Source organism: Frankia sp. Mgl5 (assembly GCF_023242985.1).
Taxonomy (GTDB): domain Bacteria; phylum Actinomycetota; class Actinomycetes; order Frankiales; family Frankiaceae; genus Parafrankia; species Parafrankia soli.
Genome location: NZ_JALKFY010000003.1, coordinates 38,862 through 61,414 on the forward strand (window position 1 = coordinate 38,862; position 22,553 = coordinate 61,414).

The following is a 22,553-nucleotide window of genomic DNA, read 5'->3' on the forward strand; positions in this document are numbered from 1 at the left end:
TGTCGCTACAGTGACCGAGATGGGTGACTGACTCCCGGCGCGAACCTGGCCATCCGGGCGCGTCTCCCGCCGCGGCCGGCCGCCTCGGGGCGGCGGTCGACGGCGGCCGGCGCGACTCCGGCGGGCCGGGATTGCCCGGGGGCCTCGGCGGCTGGCCCGGCGGCGCGCTCGCGGCGCGCCGGCAGGCGGACCACAGGCGCCACGGCGACCACCCGGCCGAGCAGCAGCGCGAGCGCGGCCCCCTCGGCCCCCCAGGCCGCCAGCATGATCGGGAGCACGGCCACCAGAACGACCAGCCCAGCCACCGTGGCCCCGCGCCGGATCACCGGCCGCGCGGCCGCCCGCCCCCCGCTGGACGGCTGGGCGCCGGTTGGCAGGGCGTCGATCGCGAGGGTGGCCAGGAGCAGGCGGAGCCCGGCTGTTCCCTGATCGGCGTACTCGTCGCCGAGCACGGCCAGCAGCAGCGGCGCGGCGACCAGCGCGACGGCCACGCACGGCAGCGTCGCGGCCCCACGGCCGCCGGCGAACCCGCCGACGGCCAGGATGGCGAGCACGGCCAGGGCGAAGGCGGCGCTCGCCGGGCCGACCTGGTGATCGAGGACGACCAGGGCCAGTCCGGCCGCCGCCGCCGACCAGAGCACCCGCGTCGCAGGCTCCGGCGCGGCCGGCGCGGCCGGCGCGGCCGGCGCGGCCGGCGCGGCCGGCTCGGCCGGCTCGGCCGTGAGTGACGCGAGCGATCGCCGCGCCGCCTCATCCACCGGCGCCCGCCCGACCGGCGTCCTGCCGAACAGGGTCCTGCCGAACGGAGTCCTGCTGGGCGGAGCTGTGGGCAGTGCCGAGAACGGTGACCGCGGGGTCGGCGCCTGCGGCGACCTCGTCGGTGGTAGCGAGGGTCGCCGTGACCTGGGCGGTCGCTGGGGGCCCTGCGCCCACCGCTGCGCGCTGGGCCGGACCACTGATCCTCGCTCCGACGGCGACCCGGCAGCGGGGAGCGAGCCGGGAGCGGGTTGCGATCCGTGGGTCGGGAGCGATCCCGGAGCGGGTTGCGATCCGCGGGCTGGGAGCGATCCGGAGCCCGGGCGTGACCCGGGAACCGGCGGCTCCCACTCCGGCACGGGGACGGCTCGCGCCGCCGTCGTCGTCCGCCGGGGGGCGCCGAGCCGCCGGACGGGGCGCTGCCGCCCCGCCGGGGTGGCCACACGGGATGAGGCGAGGCCGGGGTCCGCGTCCGTCCGCCAGAGCAGCCATCCGCAGCGTGGACCGGCCGCCAGGGCGACCGGCGCCAGCCACGCGAGCAGGGCCACGTGAGCATGCCCCGCCCCGCCCCGCGCCGCGACGTCCGCGGCGAACACCAGCGCGCCCACCCGGACGGCGCCCAGCGCCACCCACGCCCCCGCGGCGACCAGAATCCCGGCCGCCGATGTGCGGCGGTTCGGTGAGTCCTGGGACGCGTTGAACCGCCACACGTCGGGGCGTGCCGGCCAGAGGGCGACGCTGGCGGCCGCCAGCGGCAGGAGGATGAGGAAACCGGGGGTGGCGGAGAGGAAGGCCAGGCTTGGGATCAGCGATCCACCGGCCCAGGCCAGGGTGACCGCTCCGAGCGCGGCCAGGGCTCCGGCTCGCAGCCGGTGCCGCGCGCCGGGTCCGGGCGCGGCGGCGCGCGCGAGCGAGACGACGACCCGCAGACCCAGCACGACGGTGGCGTCCGCGGCGACGTCTACCGCCGGGACCCGGTGTGCCGCCCAGGCCCAGAAGGCGACCGCGAGCAGCGCGGCCGTCACCGTGGTGACGGCCGCGGCTGCGGCGGTGGTCGTGCCGGTGGTGGCCGCGCCGGCGCTCGCGGGCCGGCCGCGCCCGCTCCGCCGTCCCGCGCCGCCGCGCGCGCCCGCCGACGAGGCCGTGGTCACAGCGGTGGGAGGGTGGGTTGGCCGGGCGCGGGGAGACGGGTCCCCTCGGCGATGTGCGGCGCGAACCGGGGGCGGTACGCGCCGGCCAGCCGCGCCGGCGCCCGGGCCGGGACCCGCGCCCCCAGCACCGACGAGACGAGCCTGGTCCGCGGCCTGGCCGGGACCGTGCGCGGCAGCGTCCGGCCGATCCCGTCCAGCCAGGCGCGCACGCGGTGGTCGGCGAGACCGCCGTCCACGGTCAGCCTGGTAATGGCGAACGGGTCGTCACCCTGGTGGGACAGCGCCTGCCCGATGGCGCACGCGCCGCCGTATCCGGCCGCGATCACCAGCTGGCGCGCGGTCGGGTCCCAGCCTCCGCGGGGATAGGCGAACGAGCGTGGCTCGTCGCCGGTGATCGCGGCCAGCCGCCGCCGGCTCAGCGTGATCTCCGCGGTGACGTCGGAGCGCTGCAGACCGTCGAGCCGGCGCCCGCTGTGCCCGGCCGCGCCGATCTCGACGCCCATCTCGTGCAGGCGGCGCACGTCCCCCTCGCTGAGCATGCCGGGTGTCCCGAGCCGGGAGGTGGTGACGAAGACGGTGGCGGCGAGGCCTCGTTCGGCCAGCTCACGGGCCGCGACGAAGGTCTCCGCGTGATCGCCGTCGAAGGTGATGACGATCGCGTCGGGCGGCGCGTCGGCCGAGCGCAGCGCCGCGCAGTAGTCCATGACGGTCATGAAGTGGCGACGGGATCTCTGGATCATGCGACGATGGCGCGCGAAGACGGCGGGCGTCACCGTCGATCTCCGCGGCGCGTGGCCCGTGGGATCGGCGGCAACGTCGTAGCGCAGTATCGGGACCGGCCGCGGCCGGTTGGCCGCGCCGTTGCGACCGCGTGCCCGGCCGGCCGCCGCCGAACGGGCCGTGGCTCCGGCTCCTTCGTTGTTTTCCTCGCACGTCGCGGTGGTGGCGGATTTCGGGGAAGACACTTTTCGCCCCTCCAGCGGTCCCCGGGCCGCCCGCTTTACTCGGGTCGGCTCATATCGCGGAATGTAACCGGTTGGCGTCCAGCGGAATCTAGCACGAGTGATTGCTGCCTGTAGTAGCGCCATTACGGCCAGGCGATGTGTATTAAGAGGTGAGCTGAAATCGAACGGTTAACGGCGCGTCATCGGTGAGTGGCCGCGCTTCCGTTCGGCACCTGCGGGCGACGGTGTTCCTGTGTCCTGCTGAAGAAATTTAGATCATCTGTATTCGAGAATTCCGAATACTGCATTACATGCGGGTGCCCGGGCAGCGACCTCGATGTCGCTGTCCCGCGTCGCGCCGGGTGCCGCCGTCCAGCGGTGCCGCCGGCATGGCGGGCGGTGGTCACGGCAACCGCTGACCGGGCGGCGACCGCCAGGGCGATCACTGCCGGAACAGCTGATGTCAGGACCCCGCCATGAGGGCGGTCGCCACCACACCCGACACATGACGGCCGTCACGGCCGTCAAGCGCCGGGATCGACCATGCCCCGGTCGACGTCCTCCGGATGGACGTCGCTACGGCGGTGGCGCACCCGGAACGACCGGTGCGGCGACGCACCCGGGTGAACCGTGGGCAATCGCATTCGCCGCAGTCGCTGTGTGGTCGGTAATGTCGGTGCGAATCCCGCGTGTGGCCGCACCGGCACGCCCGCCACCAGGGGCGACGAGTGCGCCCCTGGTAATCCGGCGTGTTGGGCACGTCGTGACAGTACTGCACGGATCCGCCGGTCCGGATGTTGCGATGGCGACGTTCGGGTGCCCATCGGTGGGGGATCACCGCGCTGACCTCAGTAAAGCCCAGGCGTGCTAACCCGTGAACAATGCGGGTGAACGACGTGAATGGCGCCTTGGTGTGTCGGCCGGGCCCGGCTGACCCCGTGAAGCGGTGATCGGTGTGATCCGCACGGTGGCGGGCGGGGTCCTGGGCGCGGCACATTGCGGTGGCGGCGGGCGGCTGCCCTGGACGCCGGCACCACGCGGTCGCATCGTTCGCCGGGGATCGCGGCCCGCGGCAGTGGGCCACGGAAAGGGCACCGTCGGAGCGAGGGGCCGTCGGAGAGCGGCGGCGGAGCGCGCGCTACCGGGGCGGGCTCTACCGGGGCGGGCTCTACTGGGGCCGGCGCCTGCGGGCCGCGGCCGACTGGGCGAGCGAGCGCTGGCGCTCGCGCCGCGCGACCTGCGCCCGGCGCCCGCGCACGGCCGCGATCAGCGTCACGAGGACGACCGCCGTGAGCAGCACGGGAGCGTGCAGGATCATCTCGGAGCCGATGTCGATCGCCCGGTTGCGCAGCCCGGCGCTTCCGTCGCCGGCCGCGGGGTTCAGGAAACCGACCACCACCGTGATCACGGCATACGCCAGCGGCGGCATGATCACGACACCGATCAGGTCGTCAACATGGACCCGCACCGCGGCCAGCACGCAGGCGGCCACAAACAGGACACCGAAGACGTAACTGAGATTGTCGAAGAGGAGCGAGTCGACCGCGGCGCCGATTCCGCCGACCACCACGGCGACCAGTCCCGCGCCGAGCGCGGTCAGGCCCCGGCGCGTCCCCGTGACGACGGTGGGGGGCGGCGGTGATCCGGACCGCGTGCGCGGGCCGGGCGGGTACGAATCATCCGGCACTCGGGTACGCCCGGACCTTCCCGGCGGTCCGGCGGGCTGCCGGTGAGGCGGCGTACTCACCCAGGCAACGTACCGTCCCAACTTTGCGGCTGCGTCAGGGCGATAGGTCAGAGAAGTGAGCGCGTCTTGGTAGCTGCACTTTCGGCATTCCGTTATGCACGATGAGCTACCGATCGGTATGACCCGCCGCCATCGGACGGATCGGGCGGGACCGGCCGTCCGGCCGTCCGCGGACGTCGGCCCGACGGCCCGGCGACCCGGAAGTCCAGCGGAGAGCGGGGATCGTGCCTCGTCCCGGCCGATCCCAGGCCGTTGCGACGGCCGCCGCGCGCCACCCGTCCCGGCCGGGCGGCGCGCGGCGGCGAAATACTCTGCCCACGAATGATCCGATGGTGGCGCCGCGGCCATGCGGGCGGCGCGGTGGCGCCGCGACCGTGCCGCGGCCGGGTCGCGGTGGCATCGCTGTGGCGTCGCGGGAGCGGCGGTGGCATTGCGACCGGGACCTCCGCGATCGGGGCCGGGCGCGATCACCCGTAGACTGCTCGGTCATGGGTCTGTCGATAGGCATCGTCGGGCTGCCCAACGTCGGCAAGTCCACGCTTTTCAATGCCCTGACCCGTAACGAGGTCCTGGCGGCGAACTATCCGTTCGCGACGATCGAGCCCAACGTGGGCGTGGTCGGCGTGCCGGATCCGCGGCTCGCGAAGCTCGGCGAGGTGTTCTCCAGCGCGCGGGTCGTCCCCGCGACGGTGAGCTTCGTCGACATCGCCGGGCTGGTCAGAGGCGCGTCGGAGGGTCAGGGCCTGGGTAACCGCTTCCTCGCGAACATCCGCGAGTCGGATGCGATCTGCCAGGTCGTGCGGGTCTTCTCGGATCCTGACGTGGTCCACGTCGAGGGAACCGTCGACCCGTCCGCGGACATCGAGACCATCAACACCGAGCTGGTGCTGGCCGATCTTCAGACCATCGGCGCCCGCCTGCCCAAGCTGGAGAAGGAAGCCCGCCTCGACCGGTCGAAGCAGTCCCTGCTCGCCGCGATGAAGGCGGCGCACGAGGTGCTCGACGCCGGCCGGCCGCTGTCCAGCGAGCCGTCGATCGACCGCGCGGAGCTGCGTGAGCTGTTCCTGCTCACCGCCAAGCCGTTCCTCTACGTCTTCAACGTCGACGAGGACGTCCTGGCCGACCCCGGTAGACACAAGGAGCTCGCCGACCTCGTGGCCCCCGCCGACGCGGTGATCCTGTGCGCGAAGGTCGAGGCCGAGCTGATCGAGCTTCCCGAGGCCGACGCGGCCGAGCTGCTGGCCTCCCTCGGCCAGGAGGAGAGCGGGCTGGCGCAGCTCGCCCGGATCGGCTTCCACACCCTGGGCCTGCAGACGTACCTGACCGCGGGCCCCAAGGAGTCCCGGGCCTGGACCATCCCGGCCGGAGCCACCGCTCCCGAGGCGGCCGGAGTCATCCACAGCGACTTCCAGCGCGGCTTCATCAAGGCCGAGATCGTCTCCTACGACGACCTGATGGCCGCCGGCTCCATGGCCGCGGCGCGCGCTGCCGGCCGGGTCCGCATGGAGGGCAAGGACTACGTCATGGCGGATGGCGACATCGTCGACTTCCGCTTCAACGTCTAGCCAGTTCCTCGCTCGAGCCTGACCGCGGGTCGCCGCGGGGCCTGGACGAGCCGGGCCGCCCGGGGGAGCACCGAGACGGCGGCCTCGGCCGGACCGCGCCGGCCGGTCATGTGCCAGAGCGTCGCGGCCGCGAGCGCGACGACCACCTGGAGCACATACGACCTGGTCGGATCGGTGGGCAGCACGCCGGTGGCCATCACCACCACGTGCAGCGAGTAGAAGGTGAGCGTCATCGCGCCGACGGCCGCGAGTGGCCGGACCAGCGGGACCCGCGCCACCAGCAGGGCAAGGCCGAGTAGCGCCAGTGCCGTCCCGGTGGTGTGCGCCAGGTCGAACGGGGTCGTCGAGTGCGGCGTGTCGACGGCCAGCCACCAGGCGCTGTCGGTGGGCGTAGCGCCGTACAGCCCGGAGTCGATGAACCAGCCCTGTGGCAGTGAGCCCACACCGGGAACCTCGGCCGGGTTGGCGAGCTCGGCGCGCCCGCCGAGCGGCTCCAACAGCAGCCAGGACGCGGCCGCCGCCGCGAGGGCGAGCGCCAGGCCGCCGACGAGCAGCCGGGTCGCCACCCGGCGTGAGCGCAGGTCCGCGTGGGCGACGGCCATCCCGACGCAGATGTAGCCCAGCCAGGCGAACACGGGGTAGACCCCGGTGATCGCCAGCTTCGCGAGGAGATGGCCCGGCTCGCCCAGCGCGGCGAACGTGGGCGACGACAGGTCCGACTCGGGCAGGTCACCGCGCACGAACTGGCTGACGACGGGCTCCGCGAAGATCGCCAGGACGGCGACCGTCATCAGTACCGGCACGGATGCCCGCAGCAGCGGCAGCGCCAGGACGAACAACAGCGCGTAGTAGACCAGGATCACGGCGATACCAGAGTCGGCATAGGCGAGGCTCAGGCCGAGTGCCCCGATGCCGAGCGCCCGCAGGAACACCGAGAGCCGGGCCTGGCCCGCGCTCTGTCGTCGGGTGGACAACACCAGAGCCACACCGGCGAGTACCGCGAACGCGGCGGCGGCCCGCCCCGCGGCCAGGGTGAACGCGGGCGAGACCGCAGGGTCGTCCGACGCGGTGTCGGTGAAGGGGGGATAGACGTGGGTCGCCACCATGCCGAGCAGCGCTACGCCGCGAGCGATGTCGACACCGACGATCCGTCCGGACCGGGGTGGATTCTCGCCGTCCATGTCTCCAGCGTCGCAGGTGGCGGCTCGTCGGGGTTGGACGGTCGGCCCTGTCGCCGTCCGATTCGCCACTGACGGCCCCGTTTCCGTCGGGTGCGGTTAGGGTTCGGCGAGTGACGGACAGCGGGTCGCCATCGACGGCGGACGCCGCGCCGGTATTGCGCTGTGAGGGCCTCGTCCGGCGCTTCGGCGAGCGGACGGCGGTGGACGACATCAGCTTCTCCATCGCCCCCGGTGAGACGTACGGGCTGCTCGGCCCCAACGGAGCGGGCAAGACGACGGCGATCTCGATCATCGCCGGGGTCCTCGCCGCCGACTCCGGCTCGGTCGTCGTCGCCGGCCATCCGATGCGGACCGACGCCGGCCGCGCCCGCGGCGCGATCGGTCTGGTCCCGCAGGAGCTGGCGCTCTACCCGGACCTGACCATCCAGGAGAACCTGCGGTTCTTCGGCCGGCTGCAGCGGATGCCCCGCCGCCACCTCGCGCGGCGCATCGACGAGGTCCTCGAGGTGGTCGGCCTCGCCGACCGTGCCAAGGACCGGGTCGACGTCTGCTCCGGTGGGATGAAGCGGCGGGCCAACATCGCCGTCGGACTCCTGCACGAACCGCGGCTGCTCATCCTCGACGAACCGACCGTGGGCGTGGATCCGCAGAGCCGGCATCAGATCCTCGCCAGCGTCGAGGCACTCGGCGGCGCCGGTCTCGCGGTGCTGTACACGACCCACTACATGGAGGAGGCCGAGCGGCTCTGCGACCGGCTGGGCATCATCGACGCCGGCCGGATCGTGGCCGAGGGCACCCGCCGCGAGCTGGTGGAACGCATCGGCGAACACGACCGGGTCGTCGTCACGGCGGCCGGTCCGACGGCCGAGTTCGCGGCGGCGGCGGGCGAGCTTCCCGGCGTCCACGCGGCGCGGCCGGTCGACGGCGGTCTGGAGGTGCTCGCGGACTCCGCCGCGGCCCTGCTGGCGCCGCTGGTCACCACCGGTGAGCATCTCGGGGTGACCATCGCCGGCATCGAGGTCGTCGAGCCCGATCTGGAGGCCGTCTTCCTCCACCTGACCGGCCGGGCGTTGCGTGACTGAGCGGCGTCCGGAGCGCGCTCATCCGGTGCTCGTCATCGCCGGCGTCGACCTGCGGCGGCGCCTGCGGAACAGATCCGCGCTGGTCATGGGCTTCGTCGGGCCACTCGTACTGGCGGGTGTCTTCGGCCTGTTGATCAGCGGGACGTCGTCGGTGACGTTCACGATCGGGGTGGTCGACCAGGACGGATCCGACCTCACCCGTGATCTCGTCGCGGACCTGACCGCACCGGCTCGCGGCGATGCCGGCCCGGTGCGTTTCGCGACGCTGGCGGATACGGCGGCAGCGGAGCGCGGGGTGGACGACGGAGATGTCGACGCGGCTCTCGTCCTGCCGGCGGGGTTCGGGGCGGCGGCCGGTGGCGGAGCCATCCGCGCTGGCCAGGCCGCGGGCGACGGGGCGGCCGGCGTCGCCGACGATGACGGGGCGGCCGGCGCCGGCGGACCGGACGAGGAGGGGGCGGGGCGGGGCGGTGCCACGACCATCACCGTGCTGCGGGATCCGGCGTCGCCAATCGCCGGTCAGGTCGCCGATTCCGTCGCGGCCGGCGTCTCGGCGTCGTTCAACCAGGTCGGGCTCGCGCTCGCGGACGTGGCACGCCGTACCGGGCGCCCGCCGAGCGCCGCGGAGGTCGCCGCCGCCCGCGACGCGGTCCCCGTCCTGACCCTGCGGGAGAGCGGTGTCTCCGGGACGGGCGTCGATCCCGCCGCGTTCTACGGCGCAGCCATGGGGATGCTCTTCCTGTTCTTCACGGTCGGGTTCGTCGCGCGCTCGCTGGTGAACGACCGTGACGCGGGCATCCTCGACCGGATCCTCGCCGCGCCGGTCCGGCCCGGAGAACTCATCGCCGGCCGCGCGCTGGCGGTCGCCGCGCTCGGGACGTCGGGTCTGGTGACCGTGTGGGTGGTCACCACGGTCGCCTTCGGCGCCCACTGGGGACCCACGGCAGGCGTGCTGCCGGTGCTGGTCGCGACGGTGCTGGCCATCGCCGGGGTGACGCTGCTGGTCGCCTCGCTCGGCCGGACTGAGCAGCAGGTCGGAGCCCTGACCTCGCTCGTGGCGTTCGCCCTCGCGCTCGCCGGCGGGAACTTCTTCGGCCCGGGGCCGAAACCCGCGGTGCTCGACCGGATCTCGCTTTTCACACCGAACGGCTGGTCGCTGCGCATCCTGTCGGATCTGGCGGCCGGGGTGGCGACCGTCGAATCGGTGCTGACGGCGGTGGCCGTACTGCTCGTCGTCGCCGTGGTCACGGGAGGCGCCGGCATGATCCGCGTGCGGCGGGTGATCTTCCGGTGACAGCGGAGACCGCCAGCCACCGGGCCGGTCCCGGTCCCGGTCCCGGCTCCGGCTCCGGCTCCGGGGGGACCGGCGGCCGCGGTCGCGGCCCGGGGCGTCCGGTTGGGTTCCCCGGCGCCTGGCTGCGGCTAGTGGCGGCGTTCGCGTTCACCGCCGTCGTCTGGCGCTCGCTGTCCCGTGATCGGATGGCCCTGTTCTTCCTCCTGGTCCTCCCGGTCGCCGTGATGGTGGTGACGGGCGCGGCGTTCGGCGGGGCCGGTTCCATCACCGTGGCGGTCGTGCGCGAGGGCGACGGCCTGGTCACCACCGCGATCGAGGATCGCGTCTCCACCGCGGCGGGCCTGCGCGAACGGGCTGTCGACACCGTGCGTCACGCCCGTGACCAGCTCCGTCGCGGGGACGTGGACGCCGTCCTCGTGCTGCCGGCCGGCCTCGACGCAGCCGTGATCGCCGCCGCGGATCCCTCCCGTGTGTCCGCGGATGATCCTGGGGAGGTCGAGGTCCTCACCGACCTCGGCAGTGACGTGGGGATGACGGCCCGCACGACCCTGGCCGGCATCGTCCAGGACACCGCGGCCACCTTCACGGCCACGGCCGTGTCCGCGCGGCTGACCGGTGCTCCGGTGGCCGAGATCGCCGGGGACCTGGCCCGGACGGCGCCGCCGGTGGCGGTCGCCTCCCGCGACGTCGGAGCCGGTGCCGGCGTCGAGCCGAACCGGTTCTCCGAGGTCGCGCCGAGAAACCTGATCCTTTTCGTCTTCATCAACAGTCTGGCGAGCGCCGCGTTCATCGTGAGTGTCCGCCGCTCCGGGGTCCTGCACCGGGCCGCCTCGACCCGGTCGGGGGTGCCGGCCCTGCTGGCCGGGCTTGTCCTCGGCTGGCTCGTGCTGGCTCTCGTCCAGTCCGCGCTGATCGTCGCGGTGGGGGCGTTCGCGTTCGGCGTCGACTGGGGTGATCCGCTCGCCGGCGGGCTGCTCCTGCTGGCCTTCGCCGGCGTGGGGTGTGGCGGGGGCCTGGTCGTGGGCGCGATCGGGCGCGACCCCGAGCGGACCTCGTCCATCACGCCGTTCGTCGGCATCGTGCTGGGCGCGATCGGGGGGTGCATGGTTCCCCTGGAGTTCTTCCCACCGGCCATCGACGCAGTGGCGCATGTGACACCCCACTACTGGGCGGTGACCGGATGGGATGCTCTGATCATCGACGGTGCAGGCCTCGCGGACGTCGGCGTCAATCTCGCGGTGCTCGCGGTGATGGCGGTCGCGCTGTCGGCGACCGCGGCCGCGATCCTGCGCCATCAGCTCGCGCGGGGCTGACGAGCCACACCCGCTCGCGCGGGCTGACGAAACTGTGGCGGCGTGCGCGGCTGAGAAGGTGACCGTGAGCGCAGCCGGGATCGTGATCACGGGTCCGGTCGGCGCTGGCCGCACCGTGACCACCGGTGCGGGAGCGTGGACGGCGCGTGGGAGGGAAGGGCTCGGAAGTGATCTGTCATCTGGTGGGCCGAGACGCATGGGCGGCCGGTCCGGCGAACTACCGTCCGCCGAGCCTCGACGCCGAGGGGTTCATCCACTTCTCGGCTCCCGAGCAGGTCCTGGAGACGGCGAGCCGCTACTACTCGGGGCGCTCCGACCTGCTGCTGCTCGTGGTCGACCCCGAGCGGCTCACCGCCCCGCTGCGCTGGGAGCCGGCCAGCGGCGAGGACGACCGCGGCGGGGCGCTGTTCCCGCACCTCTACGGGATGATCGATCCGGAGGCCGTGCGGGCCGTCGTCCCGCTCCCGCCCACCGCGGAGGGCACCTTCGCGGTGATGCCGGGTCTGTGGTGACGGGTTCCGCCGGCGCCGTGCTCCCGAGCGGGGCGGCGCGCCGATGAGCTCGGCCAGCCGCCAGCCGCCAGCCGCCAGCCGCCAGCAGCTCGCTGATCAGCCTGGCGGCGCGTGCCGGCTGAGGACGACTCAGAAGGCGATGCCGGCGGACCTCAGGATGGCGGAGATCTTGCGCGCCAGCTCGACGTCCAGCTCGGTCACCCCACCGGCGGAGTGGGTCCAGACCGTGAAGACCGTGGTCCCCGGGCCGCTTTCCACGACCGGGTGATGATCCATCGCGTCGGCCTCGCGCATCACCTCGTCGACTACGGCCGTCGACTCGTCACCGTCGACAAGGATCTCGAGCTGGATCCGGTCGGCGTCGCCGATCCACCCGGGTAGTGCCTCCAACGCGGTGGATACGGCGCTGTTGTCCAGCCGTGTAGGCATCCGCGACTCCTTCACGTCCGTGAGCGGTGGTCTGGTCTGTGATCCGTGCCGGGCACGGGACCTGCCCGTCCTCGGCCCTTGCGCCGGATGCTGTCACCCAGAAGCGAGATCCGCCACCCTCCGCACACTCATCAGTCCCGTCGGCCACCACTCCGGGTCGCCCGGCCATGACTGGCCGGGTCGGCTCGGGTGGTCGAATCGGTTCCCCGGATGTGTGGCGACCGAGAAACACCATGGACTCCCTCGGCCACCACACATCGGTCGGAAGGGCTGCTGGAAGGGTGGCTGGTGGTGGAGAACCTGGTGGCGGACGGACGGGTGGCGGAAAGGCGGTCGGAGTTGGGAGCGGTGGAGGAGGGGCGGCTCGTGGTGGCCGTCGCGCTGATCGACGGTGCTCGGCGGGTGCTCGCTGCGCGGCGGGTGTCGCCGCCGTCGCTCGCGGGGATGTGGGAGTTCCCGGGAGGGAAGGTCGAGCCCGGGGAGGACGAGCTCGCTGCGCTGCGCCGCGAGTGCCGTGAGGAACTCGACGTGGAGATTGAGGTCGGGCGGCTGTTCGGGGAGATCGTGCTGCCCCGCCCGGGCTGGCGGATGCGGTTGTGGCTCGGGCGCGTCGCCGCGGGCGAGCCGGTTGCCGCCGAGCACGACGACCTGCGTTGGCTGGGCGTGGGCGAGCTGGACGACGTTCCGTGGCTGCCGGCGGACGCGCCGCTGGTCGATGCTCTCCGGGCGGAGCTCGCGGAGCCGGTGGAGCCGGTGGAGGGTTCTGTGGGGCCGTGACGGTCCGCCGCGCGCGGCCCGCGGCTGTGAGTCCGTACCATGGGAGTTGGACCGCGGCCGGGCAGACGTCGTTTCCCGGGCGGGTACCGCCCTCCGGGGCGCTGCCGAAGATCGCGGTCCCTCATCCGACGAACCGTCTCGGGGTCCTAGGGTAGTGCCCTGAAGCCCCATGTTGCCCCGGAGCTCATCACCGTGCCCGTACGCGCCGATCTTCGTAATGTCGCGATCATTGCCCATGTCGACCACGGCAAAACGACTCTTGTTGACGCGATGCTCCGGCAGTCCGGCGCGTTCGGTGAGCGTGGTGAGGCCACCGACCGGGTGATGGACTCGATGGACCTCGAACGCGAGAAGGGCATCACCATTCTCGCGAAGAACACCGCCGTACGTTTCGGTGACGTCACCATTAACATCATCGATACTCCCGGCCACGCCGATTTCGGCGGCGAGGTGGAACGCGGTCTCGCGATGGTCGACGGCGTCCTGCTGCTGGTGGACGCCAGCGAGGGCCCGCTGCCGCAGACCCGGTTCGTGCTGCGCAAGGCGCTCGCCGCCCGGCTGCCCGTCGTGCTCGTCATCAACAAGGTCGACCGGTCCGACGCCCGCATCAGCGAGGTCGTGGACGAGGCCTACGAGCTCTTCCTCGACCTCGACGCGGACGAGGACCAGATCGACTTCCCGATCGTCTACTGCAACGCCAAGGCGGGCCGGGCGTCCACGACCCGCCCGGAGAACGGCACGAGCCCTGACTCGCCGGACCTCAAGCCGCTGTTCGACCTGCTGCTGGAGGCCATCCCGGCGCCGTCCCACACCGAGGGCGCGCCGCTGCAGGCGCTGGTGACGAACCTGGACGCCTCGCCCTACCTCGGCCGGCTCGCGCTGTGCCGGGTGCACAACGGGACGATCAGCCGCGGCCAGACCGTCGCCCTGTGCCGGGTGGACGGCAGCCAGCAGCGGGTGAAGATCACCGAGATGCTGATGACCGAGGCCCTGGAGCGGGTCCCGGCCGAGCAGGCCGGCCCCGGCGACATCATCGCCGTCGCGGGCATCCCCGACATCATGATCGGCGAGACCCTGGCGGACGCCGAGGACCCGCACGCACTCCCGGTGATCACGGTGGACGAGCCGTCGATCAGCATGACGATCGGCGTGAACACCTCGCCGCTGGCCGGCAGGTCCGGCAAGAAGCTGACCGCGCGCCTGCTGAAGAACCGGCTGGACGCCGAGCTCGTCGGCAACGTCTCCATCCGGGTGCTGCCGACCGAGCGGCCGGACACCTGGGAGGTCCAGGGCCGTGGCGAGCTGGCGCTGGCCATCCTGGTCGAGCTGATGCGCCGCGAGGAGTTCGAGCTGACGGTCGGCAAGCCCCAGGTGGTGACCAGGGAGATCGACGGGAAGGTGCACGAGCCCGTCGAGCGGCTGACCATCGACGCCCCGGAGGACTACCTCGGGGTGCTCACCCAGCTGCTGGCGCTGCGCAAGGGCCGCCTGGAGCAGATGGTGAACCACGGGACCGGCTGGATCCGGCTGGAGTACCTCGTCCCGGCCCGCGGGCTGATCGGGTTCCGGACGGAGTTCCTCACCGAGACCCGCGGCACCGGGCTGCTGCACCACGTCTTCGACCGGTACGAGCCCTGGTTCGGTGAGCTGCGCACCCGTGCGACCGGCTCGATGGTCGCGGACCGGGCGGGGGTGGCGACCGCCTACGCCCTGTTCAACCTGCAGGACCGCGGGACGATGTTCGTCGCGCCGACGACCGAGCTCTACGAGGGCATGATCGTCGGTGAGAACTCCCGGGCGGATGACATGGACGTCAACCCGACCAAGGAGAAGAAGCTCACCAACATGCGGTCCTCGACCGGCGACGAGCTGGTGCGGCTCACCCCGCACCGTCAGCTCTCGCTGGAGCAGGCGCTGGAGTTCTGCCGCGAGGACGAGTGCGTCGAGGTGACCCCGGCGACGGTGCGCCTGCGCAAGGTGGCGCTCGCCGCGTCGGAGCGGGAGAAGCTGCGCTCGCGTCGCCGCACCGGCTGACAGCGACCCCCCGGAAGCCCGGGAAGTTCAGGAAGTCCGGGAAGCGGGCCTGCTCTCAGGGAGTCGGCCCGCTTCCCGCGGTGGGCTCGGTGCGCGGGGGCCGGTGGCGCTGGTCCGGGGCCGCATAGGGTCGCGGGGTGACGCAATCCGCCGAAACGGTGCGGCCGCCGCGCCGTGTGCTTTTCGTGCATGCCCACCCGGATGACGAGGTCATCTCGACCGGCGTGACCATGGCCTCCTACGCGGCTCGACCCGACACGCACGTGACTCTCGTCACCTGCACGCTGGGTGAGGTCGGCGAGGTTCTGGTTCCCGAGCTGATCAACCTCAGGTCGGATCTCGGTGACCAGCTCGGCGGGTACCGGATCGGTGAGCTCGACCGGTCCTGCGCCGAGCTCGGCGTCACCGACCACCGTTTCCTCGGCGGTGCCGGCCGGTGGCGGGACAGCGGCATGATCGACACGCCGGCCAACGACGATCCGCGCTGCCTGTGGCGCGCGGACCTCGACGAGGCGTCGGCGGCCCTGGTCCAGGTGGTGCGGGAGGTCCGTCCGCAGGTTCTCGTCACCTACGACGAGAACGGCGCCTACGGCCACCCGGATCACATTCGGGCACATGACGTGTCCGTCCGGGCCTTCGCAGATGCCGCGAATCCCGACTTCGCGCCGGAAGCCGGCCCGCCGTGGCAGATCTCCAAGTTCTACGAGACGGCCACGCCCAAGTCGTTCGTCCAGGCTGGTATCGAGTATTTCCGGGAGTCCGGGGGCGAGAGCCCGTTCGGCCCCGCCGAGTCCGCGGACGACATTCCGCTGGCGGTTCCCGACGAGCTGATCACCACCGAGATCCAGGCCGACGAGTACCTGCCCGCGAAGGTGGCGGCGATGCGGGCGCACCGCACCCAGATGGCGGTGGACGGCTTCTTCTTCGCGCTCGCCGACGGCATCGGCAAGCGGGCCTGGGCCGCCGAGCACTTCGTGCTGACCCGGGGTGAGCGCGGCCCGGGAACGGAACCCGGCGCCCGCGAAACCGACCTCTTCGCCGGCCTCCCCCTCTAGCCGCCCTGGCGCTTCGGGGCCGGGGCGGCGTGGGATGGGGTGGGGTGGTTATGCCGACGGCGGACGCCTCGGCGGCAGGATCCGCTCCTCGCTTGCGTTGATTGCAGTGCAACACTGTAATCGCGAGGAGGATCGGATGGACGCAGGCGCCACCGCCAACCCGGGCCCCGAGGACCAGATTGCACTCCCCGACGAGACCGCGCCGTCCGGTGATCGTGGTGAGGCGGCGCTGGACGCCTACTCCCGTGTGGTGACCCGGGTGGCCGAGCGGGTCGGGCCGAGCGTGGGAAGCCTGCGGGTGCGCACCTCGCGCGGCGCCGGAGCCGGTTCCGCGGTGCTGTTCACCGAGGACGGGTTCCTGCTCACCTCCGCGCATGTCGTCGAGGGACGTCCAGGCACCGGCCGGGCCGGCGAGCCGGTCGGCACGGTGGAGTTCGTCGACGGGACCGAGCGTGCCGTGGACCTGGTGGGAGCCGACCCGCTCTCGGACCTCGCCGTGCTGCGGGCCCGCGGCTCCACACCGCGCCCGGCCGAGCTCGGCGACGCGGCGACGCTGCGGGTCGGCCAACTCGTCGTCGCCGTCGGCAATCCGCTGGGACTGACCGGGAGCGTCACCGCCGGCGTGGTCAGCGCCCTGAACCGCTCGCTGCCGACCCGCTCCGGTTCGGCCGTGCGCGTCGTGGACGAGGTCATCCAGACGGACGCCGCGCTGAACCCGGGAAACTCCGGCGGGGCACTGGTCACCGCCGACGGCCGCGTGGTCGGGGTGAACACCGCCGTCGCCGGCGTCGGGCTCGGCCTGGCCGTCCCCGTGAACGCCACCACCAGGCGCATCCTCGCGGCACTGATCCGGGATGGCCGAGTCCGCCGCGCCTACCTCGGTGTCGCCGGTGCCCGGGTGCCGCTCCCGCCGGCCCTGGCCGAGCGGACGGGGCAACGCCACGGTGTGCGCCTCGCGGAGGTGGTACAGGGTAGCCCAGCCGGGCAGGCCGGACTGTTCACCGACGATCTCGTCCTGTCGATCGCCGGGACGCCCGTCGCCGGCCCGGGCGATCTCCAGCGACTGCTGACCGAGGACACCATCGGACAACCCGTCGAGATGACAGTCTGGCGTCGTGGCGCCCTCGTGGACGTCATAGCCGTGCCCCGGGAACTCGTAACCCCGTAGGGCACCGACCCGGAGAAGCCGGCAGCGGAACGGGGCCTGGCGCCGGGGCGGCCGGCTGGCGGGCGGTGCGAGATCGACGGTTCGGCCTCGGCGCGTGATCGGGCGGTCCATGGCCTACTGTCGGGGAATGCCCCGTCCGACGCTTGGCCACGGTCACGACGCGAGCGGTGATCCGGCTCCGTCGACGGCCTTGACGCCTTCGAAGGAGCGTTCCAAGCCGTCCGCGCGCCGGCAGGGGAAGGCCACCCCGGCCACCCCGGGCATCTCGGGCGCCGCTGCCGGCCGGGCCGTCCCGGCCGCCGCGGTGCCGGGGCCGCCCGAGGAGCCCCATCGTGCCTTCCTCGGTGTCTCGTACGCGTTCGGCATCGTGGCCGGGCTCGTGCTCGGGGTGTACGGCCTCGTTCTGGTGCCCTCCGGCCCGCGGCCGGGCGGGACGCTGATCTCCGTCGGCCTGCTGCTGGCGCTTTTCGGTAACACCGGGGTGCCGTTTCTGGTCCGCTGGCTGACCGGTACCCGGCTCGGGGCGATGATCCCGCTTGTCGGCTGGATCCCCGTCGTCCTGCTTCTCGCCTCGTCGCGTACCGAGGGCGACCTGCTGCTGAAGGCGACCGCTACGGGCTACCTCTTCCTGGGGATAGGCGTGTTCGCGCCGGTGGTCGTGGCCGTGTTCGGGCAGGCGCGGCGCGGCCTGACGGCGCTGCCGCCGCGTCCCCCGACGGTGCCCCCCCGCTGAGGGCGGCCGGGAGGAGCGTCCGCGCGTCGGCCAGATGACGGTGGGGCCGTGGGCCCTGCCGGGGTTGTGGCGATGGTCACCGAGGTGTCCCGACGGGGCGGTGGGGCCACTTCCGCCGCTGTAGCGTTGCCGCCGTGGCCAGCCCCGCGCGCCAGCCCCTGCCCGAACCCGCTCCGGCGGAGACGGCCCGCGCGCAGCCGTGCCCGGCCGAGCTCCAGCCCGGGCCCGACCTCCCCGCCGCCGGCTCCCCGGACGGCCCGGCGTCTCCGGACGGCCCGGCGTCTCCGGACGGATTGGCCGTGCCCGACGCGGCGGCGTTCCGCCGGGTGGTCGGCCGGTTCGCGACCGGGGTGACCGTCCTGACCACGGTTGTGGACGGGCACCAGCTCGCGATGACGGCCAACTCCTTCGTCTCGGTCTCCCTCGACCCGCTGCTCGTCCTCGTCAGTGTGCGTCAGGACGCCCGGTTCCACGCCCCACTCCTCGACGCCGGGGTGTGGGGGGTCTCGATCCTCGCCGCCGACATGGATCAGGCGTCCCGCGACTTCGCCCGCCGCGGCGCCGACCGGCCCACCGACGACGGGTACGGGGGCGACGGGCGGTCCGGCGGTGGCGGGGGGCAGCTCCTGGGCTGGCGGTACTCGCTCGGCGCGCGGACCGGGGTCGCCCTGCTGGAGGGCGCGCTCGCCGTCCTGGAGTGCAGGACCGTCGCGACGCATCCGGGCGGTGACCACACGCTGGTGATCGGAGAGGTGGTCGCGCTGGCGGCGCAGCGGCCGGATGCCGCTCCGCTGATCTTCTACGAGGGCTCGTACCTCTCGGCCGACCAGCCGGCTCGCTCGCGCCGGGCCGGCTCGTCCTCGTAAGCCTTCAGTTCAGGCGGGCGCGGGCGGCCGCGGCGGCGTGCCGGGCGGCCGCGGCGGCGGCGGGTTCCACGGTGGTGACCGCGTCGGCGAAGTTGGTCAGGTCCGCCGCGCCGCCGAGGAAGTCGCCCAGCCGGACGCGCAGCTCGCCCCGCTCGCGCCGCAGTACGGCGGGGTGGCGGGGCAGCAGGAGCGAGAGCTCCACCGCCCACAGCCTGGTGCGTGGGACGTCGGTGCGTGCCGCGAGCACCCGGATGTTGCTCAGGACCCTGGTGAGCAGGTCGTCCGGGGTCATCGGGGCGAGCTGGGCCCGGGTGAACGCCGCGCCGGCCGCGCGCACCCGTGCCGCCGCGTCGTGCACCGTCATGATCTCCCCCCCGGCGTACGGGTCGACGAGGACGTTCTCATGGGGCGCGCCCACCGCGACGATCACGTGGCCGGGCAGCCCGACGGCGTAGGCGGGGACGCCGATTCTGCGCGCGACCTCGATCCACACGATGGACAGCAGGATCGGCAGGCCGCGGCGCCGGCTGATGACCTCGGGCAGCAGCGAGGCCCGAACGTCGTCGTAGTCGGACTCGTGCCCGGCGAACCCGGCCCGCTCGCCGAGGGACTCCCGCAGCGCCTCGGCGGCGGCGCGCAGGTCGAGCCCAGTCAGCGTGCCCCCGCCTGCGTCGGTGCCCGCGTCGGCCGCGGTGCCCCGCTCCGCCGGTGTCCCGGAGGCGGCCCCGGGAACCGCCCCGGAGGTGGCCCCGGCCCCGGAAACGGCCTCAGAGGCGGCCCCGGCCCCGGAAGCGGCACCGGTGTCGGTGCCGGCACCAGCCGCGCCACGGCCCCGCGGAGCGGCCCGGCGGGCCGCGAGGAGGGCGGCGGTGTCGGTGGCCAGGGCGTCGAGGGCACGGGTCGTCTCGGCCGGGTTCGTCTCCGGGCCGGCCTCGGCGGCGATCAGATGGCACGCGAGTGCCAGGTCGACGGGTTCGCGGCGGACGACGGTGGCGAACATCCGCCTGCTGTGGGCGCTCACCGCTGGACCTCCACACTCGGGTCGGCGCCGCCCGGGTCGGCGCCACTCGCGTCCCGGTCGCCGCCATTGTCCCCGGTATCGTCGTCACCGGCGTCCGGGTACTCTCCATCCGCGTCGGCGTCGACCTGGCCGTCCGTGCGGAGACCGGCGGGGCGATCTGATTCCGTGATCTGATCGTTGCGTTCCGCAATGTCGTGGCGAGGGGGCGTTCCGGGCTGGTCCAATGGTGTCGCCCGACCGGGGGGCCGAGGATTGGCCCGCCGGGGTGTCAAGGGCACGACACGCGCCGCTACGAGGGATTCCTCGGGCACACTCACTGTCGTACCGTCGGTGCGGCGGAGGCGGAGTTCGCCTTCCGACCAGGACTCAAGCGTGCCCAGAACATCGCTCAGGGGGAGCGGACCAGAGATACGGCGCCGGATCACGACCCGGGAGCCGATGTCGGCCGGAGTGATGTGGACGACATACACCACTAGTGCACGCCCTTGTTGTCGACACCGAACTGTCCAGGTCGATACTAAGGAATCAGTCGCCCGTGAGCTCGAGGAGGAACGTCCGGTGACCTACGTCATCGCGGAGCCCTGTGTTGATGTGAAGGACAGGGCTTGCATCGAGGAGTGCCCGGTCGACTGCATCTACGAAGGCGGACGGATGCTCTACATCCAGCCTGACGAGTGCGTCGACTGTGGTGCCTGTGAGCCCGTCTGCCCGGTTGAGGCGATCTACTACGAGGACGACGTCCCCGACCAGTGGAAGACCTTCACCGACACGAACGCGTCGTTCTTCGAGGAGCTCGGCTCGCCCGGCGGCGCCTCCAAGGTCGGCGCCCTCGACTTCGACCCGCCCACCATCTCCGCGCTGGCTCCCCAGGGCGAGTCCTGACCGGTTCAGGGGAGTCGGCCAGACCGTCCCGGACGATCAGATCGCCGGGGCGGTCGCGGGTGCGGCTGCCCGACTTCCCGTGGGACCACCTGGTCTCGTACAAGGAGAAGGCGCGGTCGCATCCGTACGGGCTGGTGGACCTGTCGGTGGGTACCCCGGTCGACGCGACGCCGGCGGTGGTGCGCCATGCCCTCGCCGGTGCCGCGGACTCTCCGGGGTACCCGCTCACCGCAGGTACACCTGATCTTCGCGAGGCGGCCGCCGGCTGGCTGGCCCGCCGGCTCGGCGTGCTGGTGGAGCCGTCCGCGGTGCTGCCGGTGCTGGGCACGAAGGAGCTGGTCGCCCAGCTGCCCTCGCAGCTCGGCCTGGAGCCCGGGGACCGCGTCTGGGTGCCCACCCCGGCCTACCCGACCTACGAGGTCGGCGCGCTGCTCGCGCGCTGCGAGCCGGTCGTCGGCCCCGCCGAGGGCGTCGCCCTCGTCTGGCTGAACTCGCCCGGCAACCCGACGGGGCGTGTCCTGTCGGTGGACGAGATGCGCGCAGTGGTCACCTGGGCGCGTGAGCGCGGCGTGATCGTCGCCAGCGACGAGTGCTACATCGAGCTGGGCTGGGAGGCCCGCGCGGTCTCGGTGCTCCACCCGGACGTCTGCGGCGGCTCCCACGAGGGCCTGCTCGCCGTCCACTCGTTGTCCAAGCGCTCGAACCTGGCCGGGTACCGGGCCGGGTTCGTCACCGGTGACCCCGAGCTCGTCGACGGGCTGCTCCAGCTCCGCAAGCACGCGGGGCTGATGATGCCGTCGCCGGTGCAGGCGGCGACGACGGCCGCGCTCGCGGACGACATGCACGTCGCCGACCAGCGCGCCCGCTACGCCAACCGGCGGGCGGTGCTCGCCGCGGCGCTCGCCGTCGCGGGCTTCACGATCGACCACAGCGAGGCCGGTCTCTATTTGTGGGCCACCCGCGGCGAGGACTGCTGGGCCACGGTGGACGCGCTGTCCAGCGTGGGTGTCCTGGTCGCGCCGGGGAGCTTCTACGGCGAGTCCGGCCGGCGGCACGTGCGGGTCGCGCTGACCGCCCCGGACGCCCAGATCGCCACCGTTCCGGAGCGCATGACCATGCTCCCCGCGGCAGGCGTCCCGAGCGGCGCGCAGGCCGCGGCGGGCTGGGGCCAGCAGCCGGCCGGCTACCCGCCCGCCGGGCCGCCCGGCCCCGCGGCTTCGGGGCCGCATCCGGTGGGTGCGGGCCGCGGCGGTGACCAGGGCTGGTCCTCCGGCCGGCCGGCCGGGTACGGAGCGGGTGAGCCGGCGCGGGCCGACCAGAACTCCGTCGGTTCGTTCGACCGGTACCGGGCGAGCCAGCCCGATCCGGGCGCCCGGCCGTCCCAGGACTACCGCCCCACCCAGGACTTCGGCTCGGCCCAGGAATACCGGCAGCCTGAGGAATACCGGCAGTCCCAGGACTTCCGGGGAGGCCGGGACGTCCGCTCGGGGCAGCCCGGAGATCCCTACCGGGACGCCCAGGGTGCCCACCGCCGGTCGGGGTCGTACTCCGGCGCCGGTGAGGGTGCCGCCGGGCAGGGCACGCCACCGCCGTACCAGACGGGTCAGCTGCCCGTCCCCTCGTATGAGAACGGCGGCAGCGCGCCGCCGCAGCAGCCGCCGCCTTACCAGACCGGGCAGATGGCCGTGCCTCCGTACCAGACGGGCCAGCTGCCGGTCCCGCCGTACGAGACCGGCCAGACGCCGGTCCCGCCGTATGAGACCGGGCAGATGCCGGTCCCGCCGTACCAGACGGGCCAGCTGCCGGTGCCTCCGTACCAGACGGGCCAGCTGCCGGTCCCGCCGTACGAGACCGGGCAGATGCCGGTGCCGCCGTACCAGACCGGGCAGATGGCCGTCCCGCGGCCCGGTGGTGGCGAGCAGGGAGACCGGAACACGCCGGGCTGGGGCTCGGAGCCCGACGTCCGCTGACCGCCGCGGCCGCGAGCGCCGCTCACCCCGAGACCCGTAGGGTCTTATCCGTGAGCAGCGTGAGCGGAGCAAA

Annotated in this window: 19 protein-coding genes; 13 read left to right on the top strand and 6 right to left on the bottom strand. The window is 73.3% G+C overall.

What is annotated here, in order from left to right:
- Positions 1–5: 5 nt before the first annotated feature.
- From MXD62_RS02320 to MXD62_RS02330, 3 genes are all read right to left on the bottom strand, one after another.
- Positions 6–1,907 (bottom strand): hypothetical protein, encoded by a 1,902-nt coding sequence (locus tag MXD62_RS02320; protein ID WP_248827783.1) that lies wholly within the window; start codon positions 1,905–1,907, stop codon positions 6–8.
- Complete coding sequence (locus tag MXD62_RS02325) at positions 1,904–2,620, bottom strand: polysaccharide deacetylase family protein (protein WP_248827784.1); 717 nt, start codon at positions 2,618–2,620, stop codon at positions 1,904–1,906. Before MXD62_RS02325 ends, MXD62_RS02320 begins: the two co-directional genes overlap by 4 nt.
- A 1,399-nt stretch (positions 2,621–4,019) precedes the next feature.
- A complete protein-coding gene (locus MXD62_RS02330; RefSeq protein WP_248827785.1) occupies positions 4,020–4,538 on the bottom strand; it encodes a DUF6542 domain-containing protein in 519 nt (172 codons plus the stop codon).
- Between the two features lie 548 nt (positions 4,539–5,086).
- Here MXD62_RS02330 and ychF point away from each other — a divergent pair.
- Entirely contained in the window at positions 5,087–6,163 is a 1,077-nt protein-coding gene (gene ychF, locus MXD62_RS02335) for a redox-regulated ATPase YchF (RefSeq protein WP_248827786.1), read from the top strand.
- On the opposite strand, the gene MXD62_RS02340 is transcribed toward ychF, so the two are convergent.
- Complete coding sequence (locus MXD62_RS02340) at positions 6,160–7,344, bottom strand: heparan-alpha-glucosaminide N-acetyltransferase domain-containing protein (RefSeq protein WP_248827787.1); 1,185 nt, start codon at positions 7,342–7,344, stop codon at positions 6,160–6,162. The two genes, ychF and MXD62_RS02340, sit on opposite strands and share 4 nt — an antisense overlap.
- 110 nt (positions 7,345–7,454) lie before the next feature.
- Here MXD62_RS02340 and MXD62_RS02345 point away from each other — a divergent pair, with 110 nt between their 5' ends.
- The 4 genes from MXD62_RS02345 (at position 7,455) to MXD62_RS02360 (ending at position 11,545) form a co-directional block, all read left to right on the top strand.
- Complete coding sequence (locus tag MXD62_RS02345) at positions 7,455–8,426, top strand: ABC transporter ATP-binding protein (RefSeq protein WP_248827788.1); 972 nt, start codon at positions 7,455–7,457, stop codon at positions 8,424–8,426.
- Positions 8,419–9,720 carry an ABC transporter permease gene (locus MXD62_RS02350; protein WP_248827789.1) on the top strand — a complete coding sequence of 434 codons (1,302 nt, stop codon included), beginning with the start codon at positions 8,419–8,421 and terminating at the stop codon, positions 9,718–9,720. The genes MXD62_RS02345 and MXD62_RS02350 overlap by 8 nt, the downstream gene beginning before the upstream one ends.
- The gene (locus MXD62_RS02355; protein ID WP_248827790.1) at positions 9,717–11,033 is read left to right on the top strand and encodes an ABC transporter permease; all 1,317 of its coding nucleotides are present in this window, start codon (positions 9,717–9,719) and stop codon (positions 11,031–11,033) included. Before MXD62_RS02350 ends, MXD62_RS02355 begins: the two co-directional genes overlap by 4 nt.
- A 167-nt stretch (positions 11,034–11,200) precedes the next feature.
- Positions 11,201–11,545: a DUF952 domain-containing protein gene (locus MXD62_RS02360; protein WP_248827791.1), complete on the top strand. Its 345-nt coding sequence runs from the start codon at positions 11,201–11,203 to the stop codon at positions 11,543–11,545.
- A gap of 129 nt (positions 11,546–11,674) precedes the next feature.
- On the opposite strand, the gene MXD62_RS02365 is transcribed toward MXD62_RS02360, so the two are convergent.
- Complete coding sequence (locus MXD62_RS02365; protein ID WP_248827792.1) at positions 11,675–11,974, bottom strand: 4a-hydroxytetrahydrobiopterin dehydratase; 300 nt, start codon at positions 11,972–11,974, stop codon at positions 11,675–11,677.
- 339 nt (positions 11,975–12,313) lie between these two features.
- On the opposite strand from MXD62_RS02365, the gene MXD62_RS02370 reads away from it, so the two are divergent.
- The 6 genes from MXD62_RS02370 (at position 12,314) to MXD62_RS02395 (ending at position 18,607) form a co-directional block, all read left to right on the top strand.
- Positions 12,314–12,751 (top strand): (deoxy)nucleoside triphosphate pyrophosphohydrolase, encoded by a 438-nt coding sequence (locus tag MXD62_RS02370; protein ID WP_248827878.1) that lies wholly within the window; start codon positions 12,314–12,316, stop codon positions 12,749–12,751.
- A 192-nt stretch (positions 12,752–12,943) separates the two neighbouring features.
- Positions 12,944–14,785 carry a translational GTPase TypA gene (gene typA, locus MXD62_RS02375; RefSeq protein ID WP_248827793.1) on the top strand — a complete coding sequence of 614 codons (1,842 nt, stop codon included), beginning with the start codon at positions 12,944–12,946 and terminating at the stop codon, positions 14,783–14,785.
- Positions 14,786–14,922: 137 nt separating this feature from the next.
- Positions 14,923–15,840 (top strand): N-acetyl-1-D-myo-inositol-2-amino-2-deoxy-alpha-D-glucopyranoside deacetylase, encoded by a 918-nt coding sequence (mshB, locus tag MXD62_RS02380; RefSeq protein WP_248827794.1) that lies wholly within the window; start codon positions 14,923–14,925, stop codon positions 15,838–15,840.
- Positions 15,841–15,976: 136 nt separating this feature from the next.
- Positions 15,977–17,008, top strand: a complete 1,032-nt coding sequence (locus MXD62_RS02385; protein ID WP_200835123.1) for a S1C family serine protease — start codon at positions 15,977–15,979, stop codon at positions 17,006–17,008.
- A 190-nt stretch (positions 17,009–17,198) separates the two neighbouring features.
- Positions 17,199–17,741 carry a DUF6113 family protein gene (locus MXD62_RS02390; RefSeq protein WP_248827795.1) on the top strand — a complete coding sequence of 181 codons (543 nt, stop codon included), beginning with the start codon at positions 17,199–17,201 and terminating at the stop codon, positions 17,739–17,741.
- 134 nt (positions 17,742–17,875) lie between these two features.
- Complete coding sequence (locus MXD62_RS02395) at positions 17,876–18,607, top strand: flavin reductase family protein (protein WP_248827796.1); 732 nt, start codon at positions 17,876–17,878, stop codon at positions 18,605–18,607.
- A gap of 4 nt (positions 18,608–18,611) precedes the next feature.
- Here the strand turns inward: MXD62_RS02395 and MXD62_RS02400 are convergent, their stop codons facing one another.
- Positions 18,612–19,628 carry a transglutaminase-like domain-containing protein gene (locus tag MXD62_RS02400; RefSeq protein WP_248827797.1) on the bottom strand — a complete coding sequence of 339 codons (1,017 nt, stop codon included), beginning with the start codon at positions 19,626–19,628 and terminating at the stop codon, positions 18,612–18,614.
- A gap of 558 nt (positions 19,629–20,186) precedes the next feature.
- Between MXD62_RS02400 and fdxA the strand changes: the two genes are divergently transcribed.
- Together fdxA and dapC are read left to right on the top strand one after the other, a co-directional pair.
- Positions 20,187–20,510 carry a ferredoxin gene (gene fdxA, locus MXD62_RS02405; RefSeq protein WP_018502185.1) on the top strand — a complete coding sequence of 108 codons (324 nt, stop codon included), beginning with the start codon at positions 20,187–20,189 and terminating at the stop codon, positions 20,508–20,510.
- Between the two features lie 59 nt (positions 20,511–20,569).
- Complete coding sequence (dapC, locus tag MXD62_RS02410; RefSeq protein ID WP_248827798.1) at positions 20,570–22,480, top strand: succinyldiaminopimelate transaminase; 1,911 nt, start codon at positions 20,570–20,572, stop codon at positions 22,478–22,480.
- The last annotated feature ends 73 nt before the right edge of the window (positions 22,481–22,553 follow it).